Origin of the sequence: Actinomadura barringtoniae, from assembly GCF_017573505.1 — a bacterium.
Lineage (GTDB): Bacteria > Actinomycetota > Actinomycetes > Streptosporangiales > Streptosporangiaceae > Spirillospora > Spirillospora barringtoniae.
Window position 1 is genome coordinate 323998 of record NZ_JAGEOJ010000002.1, and the last position, 25687, is coordinate 349684.

A 25687-nucleotide genomic window follows, 5' to 3' on the forward strand; every position below is an offset into this window, starting at 1 on the left:
CCCCTCGGCGGGAACCGTGTGATCCCCGGCGGTAACCCCGCCTGACCTGGGACGAAAGGCCGTACGACCCCTCAGCGGACGACCGCGTGACGCCCCATCCCCGTCACGCGGTCGTCCGCTGCCGGGACAGCGGTCCGTCCGAAAACGCGAGGGTGTCTCAATCCGGCCAGACCAAGGTCGTCACAAACCCTTGCTCGGCCAGTAAAGGCGAATTACTTTCACGATGCCCACCCCGAACCGGACAAGGGAGCTTCCGGTGGCACGTATCAGACAGTTCGCTTCAGTCGGCATCGCAGCGACCGCCGCGGTCGCCATCGCCGTCCCCTCCGCATCCGCCGCGACCACCACCATCCGCCGCGACAGCGCCACCGGCGCCGCCTACTCGGGCAACGTACGGGCCTCGCTGCTCGGCAGCGCCACCGTGTCGACCTCGATCGGCAGCGGCAGCTGCAACGAGTCGGTCATGAACGGGTCCGTCAGCTCGAACGGCACCGGCCTCAGCGTCAGCAACGCCACGTTCAGCAGCAACGGCGGCGGCGCCTGCACGGGCACCACCACCGCCACCATCACCGCCCAGAACCTCCCCTGGAGCGGTGGCAACGTCACCTTCGACTCCGCCCACACCGGCAACCGTGACGCCTCCGTCACGATCGCCAACTTCCGCGTCAAGGCGGTCGTGAACATCTTCGGCGGGATCACCTGCATCTACGGCGGCTCCCTCACCGCCAACGGCTACAACCGCGACAACACCCACCGCCCGGTGACCACCAACAACCAGGCCCAGGTCGGCATCACGAACGCGACCGTGAACAAGGTCTCGTCCGGCAGTAACTTCCTCTGCCCGGGCACCGCCAGCGTCACCGCCAACTACCAGCTCCAAGGTGAGGTGACCGCCGGAGGCGGGAACTTCACCCAGGCTCTCTACGTGACGTCCTGATGTGCGCCGGGTCGCGGTCCACTGACCCCGGCCACGCACGCGAGCGCGTTACCTGAGTCTCGGGCGCGACGCCGAAGGCGAGCGCCCGGGACTCAGATCGCGAAGCGATGTCGCGCTCGCCGCTTTGGCGGTTCGGGGGCCGAGCCGCCAGACTCCGCCCCCGAGGCCGCGAAAGCCGATAAAGAGGGCCGCCCCTCTGCTGGAGCAGGGGCGGCCCTTGCCGTTCGCCGATGGTCTTCCGGCGGCTAGCAGCCGATCAGCTGGGCGGCGAGGAAGGACTCGACCTGGCCGAGCGCGATGCGCTCCTGGCTCATCGTGTCCCGCTCCCGCACCGTCACCGCGTCGTCCTCGAGGGTGTCGAAGTCGACCGTGACGCAGAACGGGGTGCCGATCTCGTCCTGGCGGCGGTAGCGGCGGCCGATCGCGCCCGCGTCGTCGAAGTCCACGTTCCAGTTGCGGCGCAGCTGCGCGGCGAGGTCGCGGGCCTTCGGCGACAGGTCGGCGTTGCGCGACAGCGGCAGCACCGCCACCTTCACCGGGGCGAGGCGGCGGTCCAGCCGCATGACCGTGCGCTTCTCCAGCTTGCCCTTGGCGTTCGGCGCCTCGTCCTCGGCATAGGCGTCCATCATGAACGTCAGCGTGCAGCGGTCGACGCCGGCCGCCGGCTCGATGACGTACGGGACGAAGCGGTCACCGGCCTCCTGGTCGAAGAACGACAGGTCGGCGCCGGAGGCCTTGGAGTGCGTGGTCAGGTCGTAGTCCGTGCGGTTGGCGATGCCCTCCAGCTCGCCCCACTCGCTGCCGACGAAGTCGAAGCGGTACTCCACGTCCACGGTCCGCTTGGAGTAGTGCGACAGCTTGTCCTGCGGGTGCTCGAACAGGCGCAGGTTCTCCTTGTTGATGCCCAGGTCGACGTACCACTGCAGGCGCTCGTCGATCCAGTACTGGTGCCACTCCTCGTCGGTGCCCGGCTTGACGAAGAACTCCATCTCCATCTGCTCGAACTCGCGGGTGCGGAAGATGAAGTTGCCCGGCGTGATCTCGTTACGGAACGACTTGCCGATCTGGCCGATGCCGAACGGGACCTTGCGGCGCGCGGACTGCTCGACGTTCTTGTAGTTGATGAAGATGCCCTGCGCGGTCTCGGGCCGCAGGTAGGCCAGGCCCGACTCGTCCTCGACCGGGCCGAGGTAGGTCTTCAGCAGCCCGTTGAACATCTTCGGCTCGGTGAAGGCGCCCTTCACCCCGCAGTTGGGGCAGCTGATGTCGGCCAGGCCGCCCGCGGGAGCCTTGCCGTGCTTCTCCTCGTAGGCCTCCTCCAGGTGGTCGGCCCGGAAGCGCTTGTGGCAGGACTGGCACTCGGTCAGCGGGTCGACGAACGCCTGGACGTGGCCGCTGGCCTCCCAGACCTCGCGGGCCAGGATCACGCACGAGTCGAGGCCGACGACGTCGTCGCGGCCCTGGACCATGGACTTCCACCACTGCCGCTTGACGTTGTTCTTCAGCTCGACGCCGAGCGGCCCGTAGTCCCAGGAGGCGCGCAGGCCGCCGTAGATCTCGCTCGACGGGTAGACCAGGCCTCGCCGCTTGGCCAGGTTGACGATCGTGTCCATCACGTCGGAACGGCGTGCCATATGAGTTCTCCATCCAACTGGCGGTCGGCGGGATAGTTCGGATGCCTCGCCCGCCCCCGGCATGAAGGCGGCGGCGAAGCGCGATTGAGATCCCCGGTGTGATGCCCCCGGACGCACGTGTCCCCGGCGCCGAAGAGCGTTTCCGAGTCTAGGGCACGGGTCTGACCACGTGGACGTCGACTCGGTGAATCCGAACGGTCACAGTCCGTCACCGTTCGGCTCCCGCGTTCAGTAGACCCGCCCGTCGACGATGTTGCTGTCGACGTTCAGGGTGATGCCGCCGTGCTTCTCGTTGTGGCCGCCCTTGTACTGCTTGATCCGCTTGTGCGGCTGCCACCAGGAGTCGGGCAGGTACGGGCTGCCGATCGTGCGGGCCTTGCCGTCCCAGTGCGCGAACCAGATGGACTTGGGCTTGGTGATGCCGGTGGCCCAGCCGAGGTCGCGGACCGCCGCGCCGGCGCTGCTGTAGACGCCGGAGACGTAGTGGCGGGCCTTCAGCCCGGTCGACCAGGAGTGCAGGAAGGTCAGGACGGCCTGGCGGCACTTGGTCTTGCGGCTGTCGTAGGCCTCGATGTCGAAGTAGATCGGCTTCTTGCGCGGGATGCCGAGGGCCCTGGCACGGCTGACGGCGTCGGCTGCGGCCTTGCGTCCCTCGGTCGCCGCGTTCTTGGTGGTGAAGCGGCTGCGGAACTTGGTGCAGGGCGCCTGGAGCCCCACGTACGTCGGGATCAGGCGATAGCCCATCCGCCGCACCGACCGCACCCAGGTGCTGGTCAGGTTGGGCTGGTAGCAGCCGCGCGCCGCGCCGCCGATGTAGATGTTGCTGATTCCGTACGTGCGGCGCCAGGCGGCCATCGTCGTCAGCGAGGGTGCCGCGCAGGTGTCGAAACCTTTGCCGGTGGCCCATTTGCGCAGCTTCGTCTCGACGCGCACCGGCCCCGTCCTGCGTTCGGAGGAAGCCTCGGGCCTCCATGACGACGACAGCCGCATGCCACGGATCGCCGACTGCAGCGCAGCCGGGTCGGCGCCGTACGAGGCATCGATCGACACGCCCGCCTCGGGCAGGTCGAGCCGGAAGCTGTGGTCGTCGTCAGGCCGTACGACCTGGGTCGCGAGCCGGTCGGCCCGCACCGGGGCGCGCCGCCGTTGCGCCGAGGGAGAGGCTCCGCCGAGCGGCCCGATCCGCATCGTCTCGGCGCCGCCGATCAGGCGCGCCGGGCAGTCGGGCTGAGCTCCGGGCCGGCCGAGGTAGATCGCCGGCCGGTCCAGCCGTACGCAGCGCGTCGGATCGCGGTCGAGCCGGTGGACCTCCCACCCGGCCGGGACCGGGATGCGCGCGCCCCGGTACTCGACCGTCCTGGCGCCCTTCGAGGCGGCCCGTTCCGACGACCCGGCCCGCTCTAGCGCGGCGGGCGGGTGGGCCGGGGCCCCCGCGGCGGCCGGGCCGACGGCGGCGACGAGAGGGGCGAGTACGACCGCCCCGAGCGTTCCACTGAGTACCGGACCATGCCGCATCACAATCCCCCCGTGTCACGGTGTCGGAGGAGAAGATGACCGTCACGGACGGTGACCAAACGGGAGCTACGCGTTCTTTTCCCTGCGCTGCCGTTCGTTGACGACCTCGTAGGCGCCCGGCTCGTCCACCGCCATCGTCGCCAGCGGGATGAACTCCAGCCGTACCTCGTAGGCGCCGAGCGCCCGCCGGTAGTAGCCCGCGCCCTCCCACTCGGTGACGATCGCCCACAGGTCGGGCTCGTCCACCGTGCGCGCCAGCCGTCCCGACACGTAGCCATCGCTCGCGGCGAGCAGGTCGAGCACCGAGGTCATCCGGCGGACGAACTCGTCGGACTCCGCGTCCGGCACGCGGTACCGGGTAATGGCGATCATCGGGCCATCCTCCCAGGGCCCGGGATACGTTGGGCCCGTGAACACACAGGGTGAAGCCACCGGGATGCGCGGGGCGGTCGAGCGCTGGAGCGCCAGGCCGGTGGTGTTCTTGCACACACTCCCCCGCTGGGTCCTGCTCGCCGTCGTCTTCGTCCTGCTGGTGGTCGGCATGTGGGGCACCGGCTGGGTCGGGGCGGCGGGACTGCTGGTCCTGCTGGTCTTCCTGGCCTGGTTCGCCTACCTCAACTGGCCCGCCCTGGACACCTCGGGCCGCGCCCTCCGCGTGGCCGCGATGGCCGTTTTGACGGCGTTCGCCCTGGGTCACGCGCTTGGACGGTTTTGACAACGGTTTTCATCTTCGTCCACACTTGAGGGGTGTTCACCTCCTCGAAGCGCGTCCCCGCCCTGATCGCCACCGCCGCCGCGGCCGCGCTCGGCCTGACCGCCTGCGGCGGCAGCGCCGACGCCGAGAAGTCCGCCGACGGCAAGACCAAGGTGATCGCCGGCTTCTACCCGATGGCGTGGCTGACCGAGAAGGTCGGCGGCGACAAGGTGTCGGTCCAGACCCTGACCAAGCCCGGCGCCGAGCCCCACGACCTGGAGCTCACAGCCCGGCAGACCGCCGACGTGAGCAAGGCCGGGTTCGTCACCTACGTCAAGGGGCTGCAGCCCGCCGTCGACGACGCGGTGGCCAAGAACGGCAAGGACAAGTCGCTGGACGCCGCGAGCGTCGTGAAGACCCTCCCGCCGCCCTCTGGCGCCGAGGAGGAGGGGCACGACCACCCGAGCTACGACCCGCACATCTGGCTCGACCCGGCGCGGATGGCGACGATCGCCACGGCCCTCGGCGACAAGCTCGCCGCCGCCGACCCGGCCGACGCCACGACCTACAAGGACAACGCCAAGAAGGTCGTGACCCAGCTGAACGCGCTGGACCAGCAGTACCAGAGCGGCCTGAAGAACTGTCAGCAGAAGAACATCGTCACCGCGCACGCCGCGTTCGGCTACATGGCCGACCACTACGGCCTCAAGCAGGTCTCCATCGCCGGTGTCGACCCCACCAACGAGCCCTCCCCCAAGCGCCTCGCCGAGCTGACGCAGCAGATCAAGGCGACGGGCGCGACCACGGTGTTCACCGAGACGCTCGTCAGCCCCAAGGTCGCCGAGACCCTGGCCAGGGAGGCGGGCGTGAAGACCGCCGTCCTGGACCCGATCGAGGGCGTGTGGAAGGGCTCCACCGACGACTACGCCTCGCTGATGGCCAAGAACCTCCAGACCCTGAAGACCGCCCTGGGGTGCTCATGAGCAAGACCGGCGAGATCCCGTTCGAGATGACCGGCGGCCGCGTCAGGCTGGACGGTCGCGAGGTCCTGGCCGGCGTCGACCTGCGCGTCGAGCCCGGCGACGTGCTGGCCGTGATGGGTCCGAACGGGGCCGGCAAGTCCACCCTCGTCAAGGCCCTGCTGGGCCTGATCCCGCTGTCGGGCGGCCGCACCGAGATCTACGGCGCGGCCCCGGCCCGGTTCCGCGACTGGAAGCGCGTCGGCTACGTGCCGCAGCGGCTGCCCATGGGCGGCGGCGTGCCCTCGACCGTACGGGAGGTCGTGGCGTCCGGCCGGGTCGCGCGGCAGTCGCGCTGGCGGCCCACCTCGGCCGCCGACCGCGCCGCGGTCGACCGCGCGCTGGAGACGGTCGGCCTCACCGACCGGGCGCGCGACTCCGCGCACCTGCTGTCGGGCGGCCAGCAGCAGCGCGTGCTCATCGCCCGCGCGCTCGCCGGCGAGCCGGACGTGTTCGTGATGGACGAGCCCACCGCGGGCGTGGACGCGGCCAGCCAGGCCGCGCTCGCCGCGACGCTGCGCGACCTGACCGGGGACGCAGGCCGGACGATCGTCCTGGTGACCCACGGCCTGGGCCCGATGGAGTCGTTCGTCGACCGCGCGCTCGTCCTCGAACACGGCCACGTCGTCCACGACGGCGCCCCGCAGACGACCATGGGAGCGGCGGGATGAGCGACATGCTGCAGTACGAGTTCATGCGCATCGCCCTGGTGATGGCGGTGCTCATCGGCCTGACCGCGCCCGCCGTCGGCACGTTCATCGTGCAGCGCAAGCTGTCGCTGCTCGGCGACGGCATCGGCCACATCGCGCTGACCGGCATCGGGCTGGGCCTGCTGACCAGCACCTCGCCGGTGCTCGGCGCGCTGGTGGTGTCGGTGCTCGGGGCGGTGGCGATCGAGGTCCTGCGCGCCCGCAGCCGCAGCGGCGCCGACGTCGCGCTGGCCCTGCTCTTCTACGGCGGGCTCGCGGGCGGCGTCATGCTCACCAACGCCCAGGGCGGCAGCGCGAGCCTGCAGTCCTATCTCTTCGGCTCGATCAGCAGCGTGTCGGCCTCCGATCTCTACGTCGTCGCGGGCCTGGCCGTCGTCGTGCTGGCGATCGTCGCCGTCTTCGGCCGCGAGCTGTTCCTGCTGTGCCAGGACGAGGAGGTGGCGCGGGCCGCGGGGCTGCCGGTGCGCTTCCTCAGCATCCTCATCGCGGCGACCGCCGCGGTGACCGTGGTGATCTCGATGCGGGCGATCGGGCTGCTGCTGGTCAGCGCGCTGATGATCGTGCCGGTCGCGGCGGCGCAGCAGGTCACGCGGGGCTTCAAGAGCACGATGCTGCTCGCCATGGGCATCGGTGTACTGTCGGCGGTGACGGGCCTCGCGGGCTCGTTCCAGTACGATCTTCCTCCTGGCCCCTCGATCGTTCTGCTGGCCCTGGCGGTGTTCGTGGCCGCGGTGCTCGGGGGCACGGTGGTGCGGCGCAGACGCGCCCGTACGCAGGCGGAACCGGTCCGGGCCGAGCCGAGCGGAGCCCGGGCGGCGACGACCAGGGAAGCCGAAGCGGAGGTGCTTGGGGGATGACGGCACGCCGGGACGCGGTGCGCGAAGCGCTGGCCGAGTGCCAGGGGTTCCGCAGCGCCCAGGACATCTACGCGGACCTGCGCTCGGACGGGTCCAAGATCGGCCTCACCACGGTCTACCGCGCGCTGCAGGCGCTGAGCGACTCCGGCGAGGTCGACGTGCTGCGCACCGCCGACGGCGAGGCCGTCTACCGCGCCTGCCGCACCGACGAGCACCACCACCATCTGGTCTGCCGCGCCTGCGGCCGTACGGTCGAGGTCGAGGGCCCGGCCGTGGAGAAGTGGGCCGAGGCGATCGGCGCCGAGCACGGCTTCGTGGAGATCACCCACACCGTCGAGGTGTTCGGTACCTGCGCCGACTGCGTGCCCGGCGTTCGGACCGGCTGAGTCCGGGGCCGCCAAGCCCGCCCCACCTGCCACTTACCGCGACACAAGACGCACTCTTCGCAGTCTTTGGTCCGGTATTTCGTGCATTTCTCACAAGCACAACATCGTCCTCTTATGTCATAAATGTTCCCCGTCGCCACGGCGGGCCCAAGGACGGGCCTGGGGGGAGCTGGGCGCTCGTACGAGAGGGCGTTCATGAGAAGACGATCGGCACTCCTGGCCTCGGCGGTCCTGCTCGGCGGAGCGGGCCTGGCCGTCCCGGCCGCCGCGGCCGCGCAGCCACAGTCACCGCAGGCGCCGCCCGGACCGCAGGCCATCGCCGCCCGCGCCCTCAGCGCCGTCGCCGGCCGCGCCGCGGACGTGCGCGGCGGCGGCGACCAGAAGTTCAAGGCGATCGGCACCGCGACCGACCGCGACGGCACCACGCACACCCGCATGACACGCACGTTCCGAAACCTGCCGGTCCTCGGCGGCGACATCATCGTCCACCAGGCCGCCTCCGGCGCCTGGCGCGGCAGCTCCCTCACCCTCGCCAAGGCGCCGGTCAAGGCGTCCGCCAAGCTGTCGGCCACGACCGCGCGCAAGAAGGCCGCCGCCAAGAACCGCAAGGTCCGCGACGGCGCCGCGCTGGTGTACGAGGCCCGCACCACCGACCACAAGCCGCACCTGGCCTGGCGCGTCGAGGTCGACGGCCGGCAGGCCGACGGCACGCCGAGCCGCCAGCTCGTCTCGATCGACGCGGCGACCGGCAAGGTCCTGCTGCGCGAGGAGACGGTGAAGAGCGAGGCCGGCGACGGCAAGTCCCTCTACACCGGAACGGTCCCGCTGGAGGCCACCAAGTCCGGCAGCACGTACCAGCTGAAGGACCCGACGCGCGGCAACACCTACACCGGCGACGCGGCGGGCCAGACCGACTTCTGCATCCTGACGTTCTGCCTGTGGCGCGCCCCGGCGACGATCTTCACCGACGCCGACAACCACTGGGGCAACGGCACCACCTCCGACAAGGCCACCGTGGCCGTGGACGCGCAGTTCGGCACCAACGAGACCTGGGACTTCTACAAGAACGTCTTCGGCCGCGTCGGCATCGGCGGCGACGGCAAGGGCTCGTTCAACCGCGTGCACTACGGCAACAAGTACGCCAACGCCTTCTGGGACGACTCGTGCTTCTGCATGACCTACGGCGACGGTGACGGCACCAGCCTCGGCCCGCTGACCAGCCTGGACGTCGCGGCGCACGAGATGAGCCACGGCGTGACCAGCAAGACCGCCAACCTCACCTACAGCGGCGAGTCCGGCGGCCTGAACGAGGGCACCTCCGACATCATGGCCGCGGCCGTGGAGTTCTACGCCAACAACTCCAGCGACCCCGGCGACTACCTGGTCGGCGAGAAGGTCGTCCTGCCCGGCCTCGGCCAGCCCGCGCTGCGCTTCATGGACAAGCCCAGCAAGGACGGCAAGTCCGCCGACGCCTGGTCGACCGGCACCAAGAACCTGGACGTGCACTACTCGTCCGGCGTGGCGAACCATTTCTTCTACCTGCTGTCGGAGGGCAGCGGCAAGAAGACCATCAACGGCGTCAACTACGACAGCCCGACCTCCAACGGGTCGACCGTCGCCGGCATCGGCCGCGACGCCGCCACCAAGATCTGGTTCCGCGCGCTGACCACGTACATGACCTCCAGCACCGACTACAAGGCCGCGCGCACCGCGACGCTGAACGCGGCCAAGGACCTGTTCGGTGCCGGTAGCGCCCAGTACAACGGGGTCGCCGCCGCCTGGTCGGCCGTGAACGTGAGCTGATCCCCCCAGGTCCCTTACACGAGGAGCCGCCCCGGCCAACAGGCCGGGGCGTCTTCATGTGACGCACGGGTAATAAGCAACAATCACCGTATGGCTACTACACGCACCGCGAACGCACACTGGGAAGGCCCGCTGATGGGCGGCCAGGGCACGGTCTCCCTGGACTCCTCGAAGGTCGGCACCTTCGAGGTGAACTGGCCGTCGCGGGCCGAGACGCCGGACGGCAAGACCAGCCCGGAGGAGCTCATCGCCGCGGCCCACTCGACCTGCTACTCGATGGCCCTGTCGCACGGCCTCGCGGGCGCCGGGACGCCGCCGGAGAAGGTCGACACCAAGGCCGACGTGACCTTCCAGCCCGGCGAGGGCATCACCGGCATCCACCTGACGGTCCGCGCCAGCGTGCCGGGCCTGTCCGCCGCCGACTTCGAGAAGGCCGCGCAGAACGCCAAGGAGAACTGCCCGGTCAGCCAGGCCCTCGCCGGCACCAAGATCACCCTGGACGCGGCGCTCGCCTGACGCACGCTCCCAGAAGAAGAGGCCGGGGTCGCCGACCCCGGCCTTTTCCGCGCCCCGGTCCCCTAGCGGGGGCGGACGACGCGGGACTCCTCCCAGACTGGCTCGGCGGACTCGTAGACCGAGCCGTCGGTGCCGAAGACCAGGAAGCGGTCCAGGGATCGGGCGAACCACCGGTCGTGGGTGACGGTCACGACCGTGCCCTCGTAGGACTCCAGGCCCTCCTGCAGCGCCTCGGCGCTGGCGAGGTCGAGGTTGTCGGTCGGCTCGTCCAGGAGCAGCAGCGTCGCGCCGCCGAGCTCCAGGAGCAGGATCTGGAGGCGGGCCTGCTGGCCGCCCGAGAGCGTGTCGAACGGCTGCTCCGCGGCGCCTTGCAGCTCGTAGCGGGCCAGGGCGTTCATCGCGTCGTTGCGGAGCCGGGCGTGCTCGGTCATGACGATCTCGCACGGCGTGCGGCCGGCGAGGTCGGGGCGTGCGTGCGTCTGGGCGAACAGCCCGGGCAGCACCCGTGCCCCAAGCCGCCCGGTCCCGGTGTGCGCGACCGGGTCCACCGGGGTCGCGCCGCGAGGCAGCTGATCCGCCACGGCTGCCAGGAGGCGGAGGAAGTGCGACTTGCCCGAGCCGTTGGAGCCCAGCACCCCGACGCGCTCGCCGTACCAGATCTCGGTGTCGAACGGCTTCATGAGGCCGGTCAGCTCCAGGGCCTCGCAGATCACCGCGCGCTTGCCGGTACGGCCGCCGCGCAGGCGCATCTTGATGCTCTGCTCGCGCGGCGCGACCTCCGGCGGCCCGGCCTCCTCGAACTTGCGGAGGCGGGTCTGCGCGGCCTGGTAGCGAGACGACAGACCGTCGTTGTAGGCCGCCTTCTGCCTGAGGGTGTGGACCAGTTCCTTGAGCTTGGCGTGCTCCTCGTCCCACCGCCGCCGCAGCTCCTCCAGGCGGTCGTTGCGGTCGCGGCGCGCCTCGGCGTAGGTGGCGAAGCCGCCGCCGTGGACCCAGGACCTGCCGGCCTCGACGGTGACGATCCGTTCGGCGGTGCGGCCGAGCAGCTCACGGTCGTGCGAGACGAGCAGGACGGTCTTGGCGGTCTCGCGGAGCCGTTCCTCCAGCCATTGCTTGCCCGGCACGTCGAGGTAGTTGTCGGGCTCGTCGAGCAGCAGCACCTCATCCGGACCGCGCAGCAGCGCCTCAAGGACCAGCCGCTTCTGCTCGCCGCCCGACAGGGTGCGGACCTCCCTCCAGCGGCACGAGTCGTAGGGGACGCCGAGCGCGGCCACGCAGCAGGCGTCCCAGAGCACCTCGGCGTCGTAGCCGCCCGCGTCGCCCCAGCCCCCGAGCGCGTTGGCGTAGCGGAGCTGGGTCGGCTCGTCCTCGCGTTCCATCATCGCCAGTTCGGCGGCCTCCAGCTCCGCGGCCGCCTCCCGCACCCGCGGCGGCGCGACCGACAGCAGCAGGTCGTGGACGGTGGACTCGTCGCGCACGTTGCCGACGAACTGCCGCATCACCCCGAGCCCGCCGCTGTGCGCGACCGTGCCCTCCTGCGGAGTGAGGTCGCCGGAGATCAACCGCAGGAGCGTGGTCTTGCCCGCGCCGTTCGGCCCGACCAGAGCCGCGACCGCCCCGTCGCCGACCCGGAAGGAGACGTCGTCGAGCAGTTGCCGCCCGTCCGACAGGGCATGCCGGATGTGCCCGGCCTCGACGTGCCCCACGGGTCCCCCTCGCTCGACGGTCAAAGTCACCAGTCTGCGAACGGTACCGCCACCGGGGCAAACCAATTTCCCTCGGGTCAGTTGAGGCTCAGGGTCCCGTCGGCGAGCAGCTGGTCGAGGTCGACGTGGATCAGGGCCTGGGTGCCGGTGAACGGGTCGTCGCGGCGCTCGTCACGGCGCTCGTCGCCGGCGTGCTGGACGGTGTCCTTGTCGTCGTTCATGTGAACGACCCCCTTGGTGTCGAACGTTGCCGATCACTAAGGAGACGAGGTTGAGGGGCCCGAACGTGACATGTTCGGGGGCCGGAAATGGTGTGCTCTGCACCACGGTGACCCCTTGTGTTGTATGGATCGATCGATACAATCGCCTCATGTCTGCTGAGGTGCTCCTTTCCGTGCGCGGGAGGGTGGCTGTGGTGACGCTCAACCGGCCGCAGGTGCGCAACGCCCTGTCGGGCGAGGCCTTGAAGCTGCTGTACGAGCGGCTCGACGAGGCGTTCGGAGCCCCGGACGTCCGCGCCGTCGTGCTGACGGGCGCGGGCCCGGCGTTCTGCGCGGGCGACGACCTGCGCGAGGCGGCCGGGTTGGACGAGAACGCCTTCGCCGGAACGGTCGAGTCCTGGCAGCGCATCACCGAGGTCATGCTCCGCTCCCCCGTGCCGGTGATCGCCGCGATCAACGGACCGGCGATCGGCGGCGGCCTGGAGATCACCCTGGCCTGCGACGTGCGCGTCGCGTCCAGCGCGGCGTTCTTCGCCTGCCCGGAGGTGAGCCTCGGCCTCACCGCCACCAACGGCGCGTCCGTCCTGCTGCCCGCGCTGATCGGCATGGGACGGGCGAGTGAGATGCTGATCGGCGGCAGGCGCCACGACGCGGACTGGGCGTTGTCCGCGGGCCTCGTGAGCGCGGTCGTCGCCCCGAACGCCCTCGAACCGCACGCCATGGAGCTCGCCGAGCTCATCGCCTCCCACTCGCCCGCAGCCGTCCGGCTCACCCGTGACCTCCTCCGCAGCCCCTCCGCCCCGGCCCTCCGTGAAGCGCTCGAACAGGAAGCGAACGCATGCGTCACCGCCTTTCGGAGCAGCGATTCCGAACGCTGGCCGATCACGTCGAATCGCACGCGCTGACCCGTCCCGACCGCGTCGCCCTGCGGGTGGACGATCAGGCCCTCACCTACGCCCGGCTGCACGACCAGGCCGTCCGGGTCGCCGGCGGGCTGGCGGCTGCCGGTGTCGAACGCGGTGACCGTGTCGTTCTCCTGCTGCCCAACCGCACCGAGTTCGTGGTGGCGTGGCTCGCGCTGTGCCGGCTCGGAGCCGTCGCCGCCGCGCTGAACACCGCGTTCAGCGGCGAGGCCCTCGCGCGGGCGATCGAGCTCACGCAGGCCGAGGTCTTCATCGTGGACCGGGAGTTCGTGGCTTCGGTGGGTGACCGGGCGGCGGTGTTCGTGCCCGGTGAGAAGACCTGGGCCGAGCTGGTCGCCCACTCCCCCACGGCCCCGCGTGCGGAGGTGTCCGGCGGCGATCCCGCGATGCTGCTGTTCACCTCGGGCAGCACGGGCCGTTCCAAGGCGTGCGTGCTGCCGCAGCGCTACATCGTCCGGCAGGCGCAGATCTTCGCCGAGCAGGTCGGGCTGCGAACCGACGACGTGTTGTTCTGCCCGTTCCCGCTGTTCCACGTCGATGCCGCCATCTTCACCGTCGCGCCGGCGTTCATCCTGGGCACGACGGCCGCGCTGGCACGCCGCTTCTCGGTGAGCGCGTTCTGGGACCAGATCCGCGAGCACGAGGCGACGGTCTTCGACTTCATGGGCGCGACCCTGTCGATGCTCTACAAGCAGCCGCCCGCCGTAGGCGACGCCGACAATCCGGCACGGCTGGGCTGGGGTGTGCCCCTGCCGGGGTGGGCCGACGACTTCGAGCGGCGCTTCGGCATTGAGCTGGTCGAGCTGTACGGCCTGACCGATGCCGGAGCCGTGCTCTTCAACACGCCAGGGAAACCCCGCCGGACCGGCTCATGCGGCAAGGCCGTCGAGCCGTTCGAGGTGCGCATCCTGAACGAGGAGGGCTTCGAGGTTCCCGCCGGGACCGTGGGCGAGCTCTGCATACGCTCCCGCGAGCCCCACGTGATGATGACCGAATACCTCGGCATACCCGAGGAGACGCTCCGCGCCTTCGCCGGGCTGTGGTTCCACACCGGCGACCTGGCCTACCGCGACGACGACGGCTACTTCTACTTCGTCGGCCGGAACAAGGACGTGATCAGGCGCCGGGGTGAGAACATCTCCGCGTTCGAGATCGAGGAGTTCCTGGAGCGGCATCCGGCGATCCTCGAGGTGGCCGCCTTCGGCGTTCCCAGCGAGCTGACCGAGGAGGACGTGATGGTCGCCGCCGTTCTACGGCCGGGTCATGTCCTCAGCGCCGCGGATCTGATCGAATTCTGCGAGGACCATCTGCCGCGGCACATGGTCCCGCGCTACGTCGAGTTCGCCGCGGCGCTGCCCAGGACGCCCACCGAGAAGGTCGAGAAGCACCGCCTCGCCGAACGCGGCGTCACCGCGGCTACCCACGACCGAGGAGACCGGCCATGACCGAACGCCCGCCCACCCCGGTACGCCTGCGGACGGCGGCGGTGGAGCTCTTCGCCGAGCGCGGGTTCAACGGGACCGGCATCCGCGACATCGCCACCAGGGCCGAGACGACGCTGTCCTCGCTCTACCACCACTGCGGCAGCAAGGACGATCTCCTCGTCGACATCATGTTCACGACCATCGAGCCGCTGCTGCGGGCGGCCGAGAAGGTCCGCGCGACCCTCGCCGGGCCCGCCGAGCAGCTGTCGATGATCGTCGAACAGCACGTGTGGGCGCACGGCGTCGACCCGCAGGCCAACATCGTCAGCGACACCGAGGTCCGCGCCCTCAGCGGCGAACGCCGCGACCAGATCATCGTCCTGCGCGACGCCTACGAGGAGTTCTGGCAGGAGACCGTGGCCGAAGGCGTCCAGGACGGCTCGTTCGACGTCGAGCACCCGAGGATCGTCACGCGGGCACTACTGGAGATGTGCACCAGCGTCTCCCACTGGTACCGGCCCACCGGCGAACTGGCCCTGGACGACCTGAGCCACCTCTACGCCGACAGAGCGCTCGCCCTCATGGGCGCGCGCAGTCGCCGCAGCGACCTACAGATCCCCGAGCCCGCTCACTTCCTCGGCTGAGGCAGCAGCATCCCGCACAGGTCCGTCCAGACCCGCAGGATCGTCTCGGTCCGATCCGTACGCGGCCCGTCCGGCACGAGCACGCCGACGAGGTCACGCACCATCGTGGACCGGTCGTGGTGACCTATGAGGTTGATGGAGGCGAGGCCGGCGAGGGCCGTCGCACGCAGGAACGGTTCGTCATCATCGCTGCGGACGGCCTCGACCACCTCGTTGATCAGCGCGAGCGCCCGCTCGCGCTCACCGGCCTGAGCAGCGACCCAGCCAAAGGCGACGAGAACGCACACCTCCATGAAGTCGTCGCCGGCCAGGTCGTCTTCGAGCTCGTCAAGGATCTCCCGTGCCTGCTCGCCGGCTCCCCACTGGGCGCCGATCCAGGCGAGGGCGAGAAGGGCGATCGTCCCCGGCTCGTCCCTCGTCACCGCGCCGATCAGTTCGGCGGCAGCCTCGACCAGGGCGGACATCGACCCCGGCCGCTCAAGCCCCCTCACCCATTCGAGGGCGAACCGGACCACCGAGCGATCTTCACGGTCGGAGACGGAGTCGACCGCATCGCTCGCCTTTTCCAGCCACTGGCCGTACGTGTCGAGATAACCCGCCATGTGCGCCACCAGAGCCGCCCCTACGGACACCATGGGCCCGACATACGGAGCGGTGTCTGAGGGAACCTCCTCCTCGGCCACCTCCGCGCCCGTGAGCGCCTGGCCCCCGTGCCCCACGTGCGCCGCCAGACCTGCCGTGATCAGCCGCAGCTTGGCGCGGTCCTTGAAGCCGGTCTCGGCGTCGGCGCCTTCGCTGTTGGCCAGGGCCTTGTCGAAAAGCTCGCGAGCCCTGGACGAATCGCCCGCGCAGACCGCCAACCAGCCCATGACCGCATGGAAATATCCGTCTCCGGACCGCGCTTCCACCGCGATGGACTCCTCGGCCAAGGCGATCAGCCGAAGAGCCTGGTCGAGATCGGACAGCCGGATCCACACCCAGGCGATCAGAAGCCGAACGGCCTCCCGCTCGTTCTCTTCGAGCTCCACGCTCTCGGCCTCGTGGAGCAGCGTCCGCGCCTGCTCGTCGTGACCGGCCGAGGCCGCGATCCAGGCCACCCCGCTGAGGCAGGTGGCCCGCGTCCAGGGGTCGTCCGAGACGAGCACCACCAGCTTGGACGCGTTGACCGTGATGTCGTGCACGGTGTCGCGTTCGCCGAGCAGCAGCGCGACCCAATCGACGACCAGGGCGGTGACGAGGTCCCACAGCTCCGGTGAGCCGCGCGATGGCTCCGGGGGCTCGCGGATCCAGTCCGGCAGGTCGGGCGCACCGGCGCCGTCCCCCATCAGCTTGCGCAGCAGGGTGTATCCGGCGGCCGCCATGGCCCGGTAGTGGCCGGACCCGATGACGCGCAGCAGATCCGGCGCGCGTTCGAACGCCGCGGCGGCCCGTTCCTGGTCGCCGGCCTGTGTCGCGAGCCAGCCCACGCCCAGCCGCACCGCGAGCTCTCCCAGCGGGTTCCCGACGATCCGCTCGGCCAGGGCCAGGGCGTCGTCCAGGAGCGGCAGCGGGTCGGGCAGCACCCAGCTCTTCACGGCGACGCTCACGTCCCCGGCGGGACCGGTCAGCGCGACCGTGCCCTCCACCGCCCCGGGCTCGGACGGAACGGCGGTGACCACCAGGCGGTCGCCGTCGATCCAGGCCCGGATGCCCTCGTCGGCCCGTACGGTCGACAGCCGGGCCAGCGGCGGCCCGCCGAGCTCCACCACGGCCGGTGTGACGGCGGCGCCCGGCCTCAGCAGACCCAGGTCCACGCTCGTGGACGGCAGCTGGATCCGGGTGTCGTCGAGTTCCTTGGTGGCGGCCTGCGAGGCGCGGCGGCTGTCGTCGTCGGCCAGTTCCTCCAGCATCCGGCGTGCCGTCAGCGCGAGCGACAGATCCTCACCGGCGGCGAGCTGCCCGAGGTCCTTGATGCCGATCTCGCGTACGCGGGCGTCCCTGCTGTCGAGCAGCTTGGTCACCTCGCCCGGCAGCTCGCCCGGCGCGACGCGGCGGCGCGGGCTGCGGGCGATGTAGAGGTCGCCCTGGACGTCGAACTCCCACTTGCGCGGCGTCTGGGTGGGCGACTCGATCCGGACGCGGTCCCGGACGTAGTCGTACAGCTCCTGGAGCGAGATCCGGCCGTCCTCGTCGCGGTCGGCCTCCCCCGATGCGATGCCCTCGACCAATGCACGCGTGAAGAACGATGAGCTCGGCTCGCCGCGGTGGGCCGCGCCGTCCTTCTCGAACGTCCACTCCATCGCGCTGGAGGCGGTCAGCACGGCCAGGCCACGCCCGCCCGACAACGTTCCGTCGACGCGCGTCGCGAGGTCGAGGTCGCTGGGCGCGGCCCTCGCCAGCATGCCGCGTGCGAACGCGCCGCCGAAGCAGCAGTCGAGCAGCAGGATGACGCTTCCGGCGTCGCTCATGCGCATCATGCGGGTGATGGCCGCGCTGTCGACGCCGGTCGACAGCAGGCGCTTCGGGACGGTGTTGTGCGCCGCGAGGTAAAGGCCGCCGCCGTCGTCCTTCAGCCCGTGGCACCCGAAGTGGAGCAGGACGACATCGTCGGAACGGCTGTCGGCGAGGACCTCTTCGACCTTCTCGGTGATGGCATGGGAGGTCGCGTCCGCCAGGATCTCGACCTCGAACCCGCCCAGGGACTCGTCGGCCAGCACCTCGGCCAGCGCGTGGGCGTCCTTCACGGGGGCCTTCAGCGCGGGCAGCCGTTCGTCCTCGTAGGCGTCGACGGCGACCAGCAGTGCCCGTCGGCGACCGGCCATGTCAGTCCCGCGGGACGGCGGCGAGGAAGTCCTCCACCAGCCGTTCCTGTTGTGCCTTCGTCGCGTCGGTGAGCTTCAGCTTCCGGCCGTCGATCTCGATCTCGACGGTCCGCGCGGGCCGCCGTTCGCGCCAGGCCTTCAGGACGCCGATGACGCTGCGGAGCATGACGGCGACCGCGCCGACCGTCACGACCAGCTCGCCGGCGATGCTCCCGTCCGGGGCACGCGCGCCGGGCGGGGCTTCGGAGGCGGCGAGGGCGACGGACGAGGCGGCGGAGGCCAGCAGCTCGTCGCGGACGACCGTGGTCAGCTCTTCGAGCCGTTCGGAACTGACGTCGGGGTCGCTCAACCGCACGGTCGCGGTCACCTCGCCCACGGACTCGATCTCCATAGGCGAATGATGCCAGTCAGATCACCGCGGAAGCAGCGGAAAAGTACCAGTTGGCCACGCTCGGTCCCTGACTATGCGACGGGGACGGGCCGGGCTCCGGCGACGGTGACGTTGTGGAGGCGGCGGGGGCGGTCGCCGAAGTCGTTGACGATGCGGTGCTGGGTGGCGCGGTTGTCCCAGATCGCCACGTCGCCGGGCGCCCAGCGCCAGCGGACGGTGTTCTCCAGCCGGGTGACGTACTCCTGGAAGAGCTTGATGAGCGCCCCGGCGTCGGCCTGCTCGCTGAGCCCGGCGATCGAACGGGCGAAGCCGCCGAGCAGGATCGCGCGTTCGCCGGTCTCGGGGTGGACGTGGACGACCGGGTGCTTGGTCTCCAGCGATCCGGCGGCGGCGCTGTGGACGGCCCACAGCCGGTCGGCCAGGTCGCGCAGCTCGACCGGGAGGTCCTCGTAGGCGGTGACGGTGTTGGCCCAGACGGTGTCGCCGCCGAACTCGGGGACCTGGAGTGCGCGCTGCACCGTGGCGAGCGGCGGCCGTTCCAGGAACGTGGCGTCGGCGTGCCAGGCCTCCAGCGACGGGATGACCACGTCCGGGTCGATCAGGTCGCCGAGACGGCGGGCGAACGCGGCCTGGCCGGCCGCGTCCAGTCCGAACTGGTCGCGGAAGAAGATCACCTTGTGCCGGAGCAGCGCGTGCCGGATCTCCCCCAGGGCCCGTTCGGGCAGGTCGAGGCCGAGGTCCACGCCGGAGACGACGGCGCCGATCCGGCCGCTCACCGGGGCGATGTCCAGGCGCACGGGTTCCAGGGTCTGCTGCGACATGCCTACGAACGTAGGCAGCGCGACCCTATAAGTCAACTATTCAAGTAGGAAATGATTGGTTAAGACGAGGCACCCGGCTCCACGGAGTTGGGCACGGCGCCGCCGTAGCGCCGGTCGCGGGAGGCGAAGATCTCGCACGCGTGCCACAGATGGCGCCGGTCGAAGTCGGGCCACAGCGTGTCGAGGAAGACGAACTCGGCGTAGGCCGACTGCCAGAGCAGGTAGTTGGAGAAGCGCTGCTCCCCCGACGAACGCAGGAACAGGTCGACGTCCGGAATCCCCGGTTCGTCGAGGTAGCGGGCGAACACCTTCTCGGTGATCTTGTCGGGGTTGAGCTTCCCGTCCCGCACGTCCCTGGCGATCGCGGCGGCGGCGTCGGTGATCTCGGCGCGGCCGCCGTAGTTGACGCAGAACTGGAGCGTCAGCACGTCGTTGTCCTTGGTCATCTCCTCTGCCGTCTCCAGCTCCTTGATGACGCTGCGCCAGAGCTTGGGCCGCCGGCCCGCCCACCGGACCCGCACCCCCATCGAGTGCAGCTGGTCGCGGCGGCGCCGGATCACGTCCCGGTTGAAGCCCATCAGGAAGCGGACCTCATCGGGAGAGCGCTTCCAGTTCTCGGTGGAGAACGCGTACGCCGACAGGTTGGGGATGCCCAGCTCGATCGCGCCCATGATCACGTCGAAGAGGGACTCCTCCCCCATCTTGTGGCCCTCGATCCGCGGCAGCCCGCGCTGCTTGGCCCAGCGCCCGTTGCCGTCCATCACGATGGCGACGTGCTCGGGGACCAGCTCACCCGGAATCTTGGGCGGCGTGGCGCCGTCCTTGTGCGGGTACGGCGGCTGAACGGCCCTTCTCACACTGTCTCCCTGTCGCTGTTGTCGTCACTGGTGTCGTCGCTGTCGTCGTCGCTTCTGCCACGTTCCTCCGCGCCGCGCTCCACATGGCGCAGCGAGCGGATGCCGTGCTCCAGATGCCACTGCAGGTAGGCGGCGACCAGGCCGCTGCACTCCACCCGGTGGCGCTGCTCGGTCCCGTCGGCGTACTCCCAGTCCCCGCGCAGCAGCGCCAGCATCAGCGCGAACGTCGGCGGCGCCGGGGTCGCGGCGCCCGGCTGGCGGCACCGCGCACAGACCGCGCCGCCCGCCGCGATCGCGAACCCGCGCAGCTGCCCGCGCTCGCCGCAGCGGCAGCACTCGTCGATCGCGGGCGCCCAGCCCGCCACCGACAGGGAGCGCAGCAGGAACGCGTCCAGCACCAGCCGGGAGTCGTGGTCACGTTCCACCAGGGTCCGCAGCGCGCCGACCAGCAGCAGGAACTGGCGCAGCGACGGCTCGCGCTCCTCGGTGAGCTTGTCGGTGGTCTCCAGCATCGCCATCCCGGCGGTGTAGCGGGGATAGTCGGCGACCAGCGGCTCGCCGTAGGGCCGGAGCGTCTCGGCCTGCGTGATCAGGTCCAGCGAGCGCCGCTCGTACAGCTGCAGGTCCACGTGCGTGAACGGCTCCAGCCGCGCGCCGAAGCGGGACTTGGTCTTGCGGACCCCCTTGGCGGCCGCGCGCAGCTTGCCGGTGCGGCGGGTCAGCACCGTCACGATGCGGTCGGCCTCGCCCAGCTTCTGCGTTCGCAGGACGATGCCTTCGTCTCGGTAGAGGGACACATCATCATTCTCGCCCACGTGGCGCGGTGCGCGGCTCGCCGGGACCCGACCTTCACGACATCCCCACAGGTTCTCCGCAAGGTTCCGCGCCATCACCGTCAGTGACCGGAATTGGTCGCAAAGGAGCGGCCAAAGCTGTGGCCTGAGTCACATTCGGGTGGCAGCGTGGCCGTATGAGATGCACCATCGTGCCCCCGCACATCCTGGAGCGCGTGGCCCGCGAGGCGACGGACCCCGACCTGCGCGCCATGGCCCGCCGCACCCTCGTCCTCAGCGCCGCGCAACGGGTCGAGCGCCGTTCGACCGCTCTCGGCGCGGCTCCCGCTCCCTCCGAGGACTTCACCCCGAACCGCACCATCAACGACGCCGAGCATCGTGAGGACCTGCCCGGCAAGAAGGTCCGATCCGAGGGCGGCGACGCCAGCGGCGACCAGACGGTGGACCGGGCCTACGAGTGGCTCGGGGTGACCTTCGACTTCTACGAGGCCGCCAACAAGCGCAACTCGATCGACGGCGCCGGCCTGCCGCTGATCTCGACCGTGCACTACGGCAAGAACTACGACAACGCCTTCTGGAACGGCGAGCAGATGGTCTATGGGGACGGCGACGGCCAGCTGTTCACCGACTTCACCTATCCTCTCGACGTCACCGGGCACGAGCTCACCCACGGCGTCACCCAGTACACCGCGGGCCTGGAGTACTTCGGGCAGTCCGGCGCGCTGAACGAGTCGGTCTCCGACGTGTTCGGCTCGCTGATCAAGCAGTGGCACCTCGGCCAGACCGCCGACCAGGCCGACTGGCTGATCGGCCAGGGCCTGCTCGCCGAGGGCGTCCACGGCGTCGCGCTGCGGTCCATGAAGGAGCCCGGCACCGCCTACGACGACCCCCAGCTGGGCAAGGACCCGCAGCCCGCCGACATGGACCACTACGTCGACACCTACCAGGACAACGGCGGCGTCCACATCAACTCGGGCATCCCGAACCACGCCTTCTACCTGGCCTCCGCGGCGATCGGCGGCCACGCGTGGGAGAAGGCGGGCCGGATCTGGTACGTGACGCTCACCGGTGGCAAGCTCAAGTCCGACGCGGACTTCACGGCGTTCGCCGCGGCGACGGTCGCCACCGCGACCGAGCTCTACGGCGCGGACGGCAGCGAGACCGCAGCGGTACGCGACGCCTGGACGGGGGTAGGCGTCTCGACGTGAGGCAGACGACGTGAAGGTGACAGTGGTCCGCAGCGGCGGATTCGCGGGGATCCAGCAGCGGGGCGAGTCCGACACCGGCTCGGACCCGATGCTGCGGCGCCTGGTCGCCCGGGTGGACCTGGGCACGGTGCCGCCGCCCGGCCGGATCCCCGACCAGTTCCTGTACGACATCGACATCGACGGCGACACCGCGACGGTCGGTGAGGCCCAGCTCAACGGCCCCCTGCGCGAGCTGGTCCACCACGTCCTAGGTCGTACAGACCGCTAGCCGTACAGACCGCCAGCCGTACGGACCGCCAGCCGTACGGACCGCCAGCCACGCCGATCTTGCTCTCAGCGCCCTCATTTCGGCTGTTGAAGGGCGCTGAGAGCAAGATCGGCGTATTAGAGGAGCCACGCGGCGGTGTCGGGCGGCAGGGTGCCGTCGGGTGTCGGGGCGCTGGAGAGCAGGATGTTGCCGCGCGGAAGGGGGGTGGGGGCCTCGCCGAGGTTGACGACGCAGGTGAGGCCGGAGTCGCGGGTGAACGCGAGCACGTTCTCCTCGCCGGGCAGCCAGGTCAGGTTCCCGTCGCCGAGCTCGCGGCGGCGGATGCGCAGGGCCTCCCGGTAGAGGCTGAGCATCGAGGACGGGTCGTCCTGCTGGGCCTCTACGGTGAGGTCGCGCCAGTCCGCCGGTTGCGGGAGCCACGGCTGGCCCTCGCCCTTTCCGAAGCCGAACGGGGGTTCGGCGCCCGACCAGGGCATCGGGACGCGGCAGCCGTCGCGGCCGGGGTCGGTGCGGCCGGAACGTTCCCAAATCGGATCTTGGAGTAGCTCGCCGGGGATGTCCTCGACCTCGGGCAGGCCGAGCTCCTCGCCCTGGTAGATGTAGACCGAGCCGGGCAGCGCCATCGCCAGCAGCGCGGCCGCGCGGGCCCGCCTGGTGCCGAGCGCCCGGTCCGACGGCTCGCCGAGGCGCCGGTCCTGGAGGTCGAACGAGGTGTCGCCACGCCCGTAACGGGTCACCGGCCGCACCACGTCGTGGTTGGACAGCACCCAGGTCGGCGGGGCGCCGAGCGGCACGTGCGTGGACAGCGTCGTGTCGATCACCTTGCGGAGCGCGGCGGGCTCCCACGGGCAGTTGAGGAAGTCGAAGTTGAACGCGGTGTGCATCTCGTCCGGCCGCAGGTAGCGGGCCAGGCGCTCCTGGTCGGGCAGCCACACCTCGCCGACCAGCATCCGGTCGGGGTAGGCGTCGGTGACCTTGCGCCAGCCGCGGTAGACCTCGTGGACGCCGTCGCGGTCCTCGTAGGGGTGCAGGCCGTCCGGCTCGGCGTCGGGGTCCTTGACCAGCAGCGCCGCCGAGTCGATGCGGATGCCGTCCACGCCCCGCTCGTACCAGAACCGCAGCACGTCGTGGAACTCGCGGACCACCTCGGGGCTGTTCCAGTTGAAGTCGGGCTGCTCGGGGGCGAACAGGTGCAGGTACCACTCGCCGTCGGGCACCCGCGTCCAGGCCGGGCCGCCGAAGATCGACTGCCAGTCGTTCGGCGGGCCGTCGGCCAGGCCCTGCCGGAACCAGAACCGTTCCCTGGCGGGCGAGCCTGGACCGGCCTCCAGCGCCTCGCGGAACCAGGCCTGCCGGTCCGAGCCGTGGTTCGGCACCACGTCCAGGATGACGCGCAGCCCGGCGTCGTGCGCCTCCCCGATGAAGGCCTCCGCCTCGGCCAGCGTGCCGAACACCGGCTCGATGCCCCGGTAGTCGGCCACGTCGTAGCCGCCGTCGGCCATCGGCGAGGGATACCAGGGGTTGAGCCACAACGCGTCCACGCCGAGCCCGGCGAGATAGGGCAGGCGCGCGCGCAGCCCGGCGATGTCGCCGACGCCGTCGCCGTCGCCGTCGGCGAAGCTGCGCGGGTAGACCTGGTAGATCACGGCTCCGCGCCACCAAGATTCGGGCATGCTCAACACAGCTCCTTACGTGTTCTGCAGGGACGGGGCCGGGAGTCAGCCCTTGAGTCCGCCGGCGGTGAGGCCGGCCATGATGTGCCTCTGGAAGATGAAGAAGACGACGATGGTGGGCAGGCTGGCGATGACCAGCGAGCCGATCAGCACGTTCTGCGGCACCTGCACCGCGAGCGAGGAGATCGCCACGCTGACCGTGCGCTTCTGCGAGTCGGGCAGCACCAGCAGCGGCCAGACGAAGTCGCGCCAGACGTTCACCACCGAGAAGATCGACACCACCCCGAGGATCGGCCGCGACACCGGCAGCACGATCGACCAGAGGATCCGCAGCGGCGAGGCGCCGTCGACCTCGGCGGCGTCGATCAGCTCGGTCGGGATCGAGTCGAAGAACCGCTTCAGCAGGAAGATGTTGAACGCGTTGGCGGCGGCCGGCAGCCAGATCGCCCACGGGGTGTTCAGCAGGTTCACGTGCAGCAGCGGCAGGTCCTTCACGGTCAGGTAGGCCGGCAGCAGGATGACCATCGGCGGGATCATCAGCGTGGCCAGCATCATCGCCAGGATCGCCTTGCCCAGCAGCGGGCGCAGCTTGGACAGCGCGTACGCCGCCGTGACGTCGATCCCGAGCGTGAACAGCCACGCCCCGAGCGCGTAGATGAAGGTGTTGCGCAGGTAGAGGCCGAGGTCGAGCTGGTGCCAGGCCTCCTTGTAGCCGGCGAAGCTCGCGTGCTTGGGGAACACGTCCGGCGGCACCTGGGCCAGTTCGTTCGGCGACTTCATCGCGCCGGTGACCATCCAGTACAGCGGGAAGACGAACACGAACGTGAACGTCACCATCACCACGGCCCACAGCAGCCAGTAGACGGTCTTCCCGCGTCCGGTGTTGAGGGCGCGGCTGGAGATCAGCGTGCGCGTGCCCGCGCTCTGAAAGGCGGCCTTGGAAGCCATGACTACCGCGCCTCCTCTCGCGAAACGCGCAGATAGATGGCCGAGAACACCATCAGCACGAGCATGAGCATCAGCCCGAGCGCGCCGCCCCCGCCGAAGTTGTTGAAGTTGAAGGCGTACTGGTACATCAGGTAGGCGACCGTGACGGTCGAGTCCTCCGGGCCGCCGCCGGTCAGCAGGTACGGCTCGATGAACACCTGCATGGTCGCGATGATCTGCAGAAGCAGCATCACCAGCAGGATCAGCCGCGTCTGCGGGATCGTGATGTGCCGGATCCGGCGGAAGAGCCCGGCCCCGTCCAGCTCCGCCGCCTCGTACAGCTCCCCGGGAATGGTCTGCAGCGCGGCCAGGTAGATCAGCGTGCCGCTGCCCAGGTTCATCCAGGTGGAGACCAGCACCAGCGAGATCAGCGCGGTGTCGGTCGAGTCCAGCCAGCTCAGCCCCGGCAGCTGCGCCGCGTGCAGGATCTGGTTGAACAGGCCCGGCCCCGGGTCGTAGAACCACTTGAAGAGCAGCACCGCGGCCGCGGGCGGCAGCATCACCGGCAGGTAGACCACGAAGCGCAGGTAGGCGCGGGCGTGGCGCAACTCGTTCAGCACGATCGCGATGACGAACGGCACCGCGTACCCGACGACCAGCGCCAGCAGGGTGAACGCGGCGGTGTTCAGCCAGGCGTCGTTGAAGACCGGGTCGGCGATGACCGTCGTGAAGTTGTCGAGGCCGACCCACGTCGGCGCACCGACGAAGTTGGTCTTCTGGAAACTGAGCAGCACCTCCCGGACGATCGGGTACCAGGAGAAGATCGCGAAGCAGATCAGGGCGCCGCACAGGAACCCGTAGGCGGTCAGATTGCGCTGCACCCCCCGCCGGCGACGCGGCGACATGCGTGCCGTCGTCGCCCGGCGGAGTCGTGCCGCGATCGGGGCGGTCGTCATGC

The 25687-nt window shown here is 70.3% G+C and carries 26 protein-coding genes; 13 read left to right on the forward strand and 13 right to left on the reverse strand.

From position 1 onward, the window contains the following. Positions 1 to 256 precede the first annotated feature (256 nt). The gene (locus J4573_RS05370) at positions 257 to 937 is read left to right on the forward strand and encodes a hypothetical protein (RefSeq protein WP_208254107.1); all 681 of its coding nucleotides are present in this window, start codon (positions 257 to 259) and stop codon (positions 935 to 937) included. Positions 938 to 1182: 245 nt separating this feature from the next. Here J4573_RS05370 and J4573_RS05375 read toward each other — a convergent pair whose 3' ends face one another. The 3 genes from J4573_RS05375 to J4573_RS05385 form a co-directional block, all read right to left on the reverse strand. Then, positions 1183 to 2571, reverse strand: coding sequence for a glycine--tRNA ligase (locus J4573_RS05375; protein WP_208254108.1), 1389 nt, complete (start codon positions 2569 to 2571; stop codon positions 1183 to 1185). Between the two features lie 228 nt (positions 2572 to 2799). Further along, the gene (locus J4573_RS05380; protein WP_208254109.1) at positions 2800 to 4086 is read right to left on the reverse strand and encodes a DUF1906 domain-containing protein; all 1287 of its coding nucleotides are present in this window, start codon (positions 4084 to 4086) and stop codon (positions 2800 to 2802) included. Positions 4087 to 4152: 66 nt separating this feature from the next. Continuing rightward, complete coding sequence (locus J4573_RS05385) at positions 4153 to 4458, reverse strand: antibiotic biosynthesis monooxygenase family protein (RefSeq protein ID WP_208254110.1); 306 nt, start codon at positions 4456 to 4458, stop codon at positions 4153 to 4155. Positions 4459 to 4495: 37 nt separating this feature from the next. Here J4573_RS05385 and J4573_RS05390 point away from each other — a divergent pair, with 37 nt between their 5' ends. The 7 genes from J4573_RS05390 (at position 4496) to J4573_RS05420 (ending at position 10071) form a co-directional block, all read left to right on the forward strand. Then, the gene (locus J4573_RS05390; protein ID WP_208254111.1) at positions 4496 to 4801 is read left to right on the forward strand and encodes a DUF6703 family protein; all 306 of its coding nucleotides are present in this window, start codon (positions 4496 to 4498) and stop codon (positions 4799 to 4801) included. Positions 4802 to 4833: 32 nt separating this feature from the next. Continuing rightward, the gene (locus J4573_RS05395) at positions 4834 to 5763 is read left to right on the forward strand and encodes a metal ABC transporter substrate-binding protein (RefSeq protein ID WP_208254112.1); all 930 of its coding nucleotides are present in this window, start codon (positions 4834 to 4836) and stop codon (positions 5761 to 5763) included. Beyond that, positions 5760 to 6470 carry a metal ABC transporter ATP-binding protein gene (locus J4573_RS05400; RefSeq protein WP_243772485.1) on the forward strand — a complete coding sequence of 237 codons (711 nt, stop codon included), beginning with the start codon at positions 5760 to 5762 and terminating at the stop codon, positions 6468 to 6470. The genes J4573_RS05395 and J4573_RS05400 overlap by 4 nt, the downstream gene beginning before the upstream one ends. After that, a complete protein-coding gene (locus J4573_RS05405; protein WP_208254113.1) occupies positions 6467 to 7366 on the forward strand; it encodes a metal ABC transporter permease in 900 nt (299 codons plus the stop codon). The genes J4573_RS05400 and J4573_RS05405 overlap by 4 nt, the downstream gene beginning before the upstream one ends. Next, the gene (locus tag J4573_RS05410; protein WP_208254114.1) at positions 7363 to 7752 is read left to right on the forward strand and encodes a Fur family transcriptional regulator; all 390 of its coding nucleotides are present in this window, start codon (positions 7363 to 7365) and stop codon (positions 7750 to 7752) included. Before J4573_RS05405 ends, J4573_RS05410 begins: the two co-directional genes overlap by 4 nt. Positions 7753 to 7947: 195 nt before the next feature. Beyond that, positions 7948 to 9555: a M4 family metallopeptidase gene (locus J4573_RS05415; RefSeq protein ID WP_208254115.1), complete on the forward strand. Its 1608-nt coding sequence runs from the start codon at positions 7948 to 7950 to the stop codon at positions 9553 to 9555. 90 nt (positions 9556 to 9645) lie between these two features. Then, the gene (locus J4573_RS05420) at positions 9646 to 10071 is read left to right on the forward strand and encodes an OsmC family protein (protein WP_208254116.1); all 426 of its coding nucleotides are present in this window, start codon (positions 9646 to 9648) and stop codon (positions 10069 to 10071) included. Between the two features lie 62 nt (positions 10072 to 10133). On the opposite strand, the gene J4573_RS05425 is transcribed toward J4573_RS05420, so the two are convergent. Then, positions 10134 to 11777, reverse strand: a complete 1644-nt coding sequence (locus tag J4573_RS05425; protein ID WP_208254117.1) for an ABC-F family ATP-binding cassette domain-containing protein — start codon at positions 11775 to 11777, stop codon at positions 10134 to 10136. A gap of 77 nt (positions 11778 to 11854) precedes the next feature. Beyond that, positions 11855 to 11998 (reverse strand): hypothetical protein, encoded by a 144-nt coding sequence (locus tag J4573_RS05430; RefSeq protein WP_208254118.1) that lies wholly within the window; start codon positions 11996 to 11998, stop codon positions 11855 to 11857. Positions 11999 to 12147: 149 nt separating this feature from the next. Here J4573_RS05430 and J4573_RS05435 point away from each other — a divergent pair, with 149 nt between their 5' ends. From J4573_RS05435 to J4573_RS05445, 3 genes are read left to right on the forward strand one after another with little or no spacing between them, the layout of a single operon-like run. Continuing rightward, entirely contained in the window at positions 12148 to 12903 is a 756-nt protein-coding gene (locus J4573_RS05435; RefSeq protein WP_208254119.1) for an enoyl-CoA hydratase/isomerase family protein, read from the forward strand. Next, on the forward strand, positions 12837 to 14366 hold the full coding sequence (locus tag J4573_RS05440; protein ID WP_208254120.1) for an AMP-binding protein: 1530 nt from the start codon (positions 12837 to 12839) through the stop codon (positions 14364 to 14366). The genes J4573_RS05435 and J4573_RS05440 overlap by 67 nt, the downstream gene beginning before the upstream one ends. Further along, a complete protein-coding gene (locus J4573_RS05445) occupies positions 14363 to 14989 on the forward strand; it encodes a TetR/AcrR family transcriptional regulator (RefSeq protein WP_208254121.1) in 627 nt (208 codons plus the stop codon). The genes J4573_RS05440 and J4573_RS05445 overlap by 4 nt, the downstream gene beginning before the upstream one ends. Here the strand turns inward: J4573_RS05445 and J4573_RS05450 are convergent. The 5 genes from J4573_RS05450 to recO form a co-directional block, all read right to left on the reverse strand. Beyond that, positions 14974 to 17790, reverse strand: a complete 2817-nt coding sequence (locus tag J4573_RS05450; protein ID WP_208254122.1) for a caspase family protein — start codon at positions 17788 to 17790, stop codon at positions 14974 to 14976. The two genes, J4573_RS05445 and J4573_RS05450, sit on opposite strands and share 16 nt — an antisense overlap. 1 nt (position 17791) lies before the next feature. Continuing rightward, positions 17792 to 18181, reverse strand: a complete 390-nt coding sequence (locus tag J4573_RS05455; RefSeq protein ID WP_208254123.1) for an effector-associated constant component EACC1 — start codon at positions 18179 to 18181, stop codon at positions 17792 to 17794. A 71-nt stretch (positions 18182 to 18252) separates the two neighbouring features. Then, positions 18253 to 19002, reverse strand: a complete 750-nt coding sequence (locus tag J4573_RS05460; protein ID WP_208254124.1) for a TauD/TfdA dioxygenase family protein — start codon at positions 19000 to 19002, stop codon at positions 18253 to 18255. Positions 19003 to 19061: 59 nt separating this feature from the next. Then, positions 19062 to 19859 (reverse strand): isoprenyl transferase, encoded by a 798-nt coding sequence (locus J4573_RS05465; protein WP_208254125.1) that lies wholly within the window; start codon positions 19857 to 19859, stop codon positions 19062 to 19064. Continuing rightward, the gene (gene recO, locus J4573_RS05470; RefSeq protein ID WP_208254126.1) at positions 19856 to 20656 is read right to left on the reverse strand and encodes a DNA repair protein RecO; all 801 of its coding nucleotides are present in this window, start codon (positions 20654 to 20656) and stop codon (positions 19856 to 19858) included. The genes J4573_RS05465 and recO overlap by 4 nt, the downstream gene beginning before the upstream one ends. Positions 20657 to 20829: 173 nt before the next feature. Here recO and J4573_RS05475 point away from each other — a divergent pair, with 173 nt between their 5' ends. Both J4573_RS05475 and J4573_RS05480 read left to right on the forward strand, forming a co-directional pair. After that, the gene (locus J4573_RS05475) at positions 20830 to 21861 is read left to right on the forward strand and encodes a M4 family metallopeptidase (protein ID WP_208254127.1); all 1032 of its coding nucleotides are present in this window, start codon (positions 20830 to 20832) and stop codon (positions 21859 to 21861) included. A gap of 10 nt (positions 21862 to 21871) precedes the next feature. Further along, the gene (locus J4573_RS05480) at positions 21872 to 22129 is read left to right on the forward strand and encodes a protealysin inhibitor emfourin (RefSeq protein ID WP_243772486.1); all 258 of its coding nucleotides are present in this window, start codon (positions 21872 to 21874) and stop codon (positions 22127 to 22129) included. 116 nt (positions 22130 to 22245) lie between these two features. Here the strand turns inward: J4573_RS05480 and J4573_RS05485 are convergent, their stop codons facing one another. From J4573_RS05485 to J4573_RS05495, 3 genes are read right to left on the reverse strand one after another with little or no spacing between them, the layout of a single operon-like run. Then, the gene (locus J4573_RS05485; protein ID WP_208254128.1) at positions 22246 to 23802 is read right to left on the reverse strand and encodes a glycoside hydrolase family 13 protein; all 1557 of its coding nucleotides are present in this window, start codon (positions 23800 to 23802) and stop codon (positions 22246 to 22248) included. A 45-nt stretch (positions 23803 to 23847) separates the two neighbouring features. Next, positions 23848 to 24750, reverse strand: a complete 903-nt coding sequence (locus J4573_RS05490) for a carbohydrate ABC transporter permease (RefSeq protein WP_208254129.1) — start codon at positions 24748 to 24750, stop codon at positions 23848 to 23850. 2 nt (positions 24751 to 24752) lie between these two features. Then, a complete protein-coding gene (locus tag J4573_RS05495; RefSeq protein WP_243772487.1) occupies positions 24753 to 25685 on the reverse strand; it encodes a carbohydrate ABC transporter permease in 933 nt (310 codons plus the stop codon). Between the last annotated feature and the right edge of the window lie 2 nt (positions 25686 to 25687).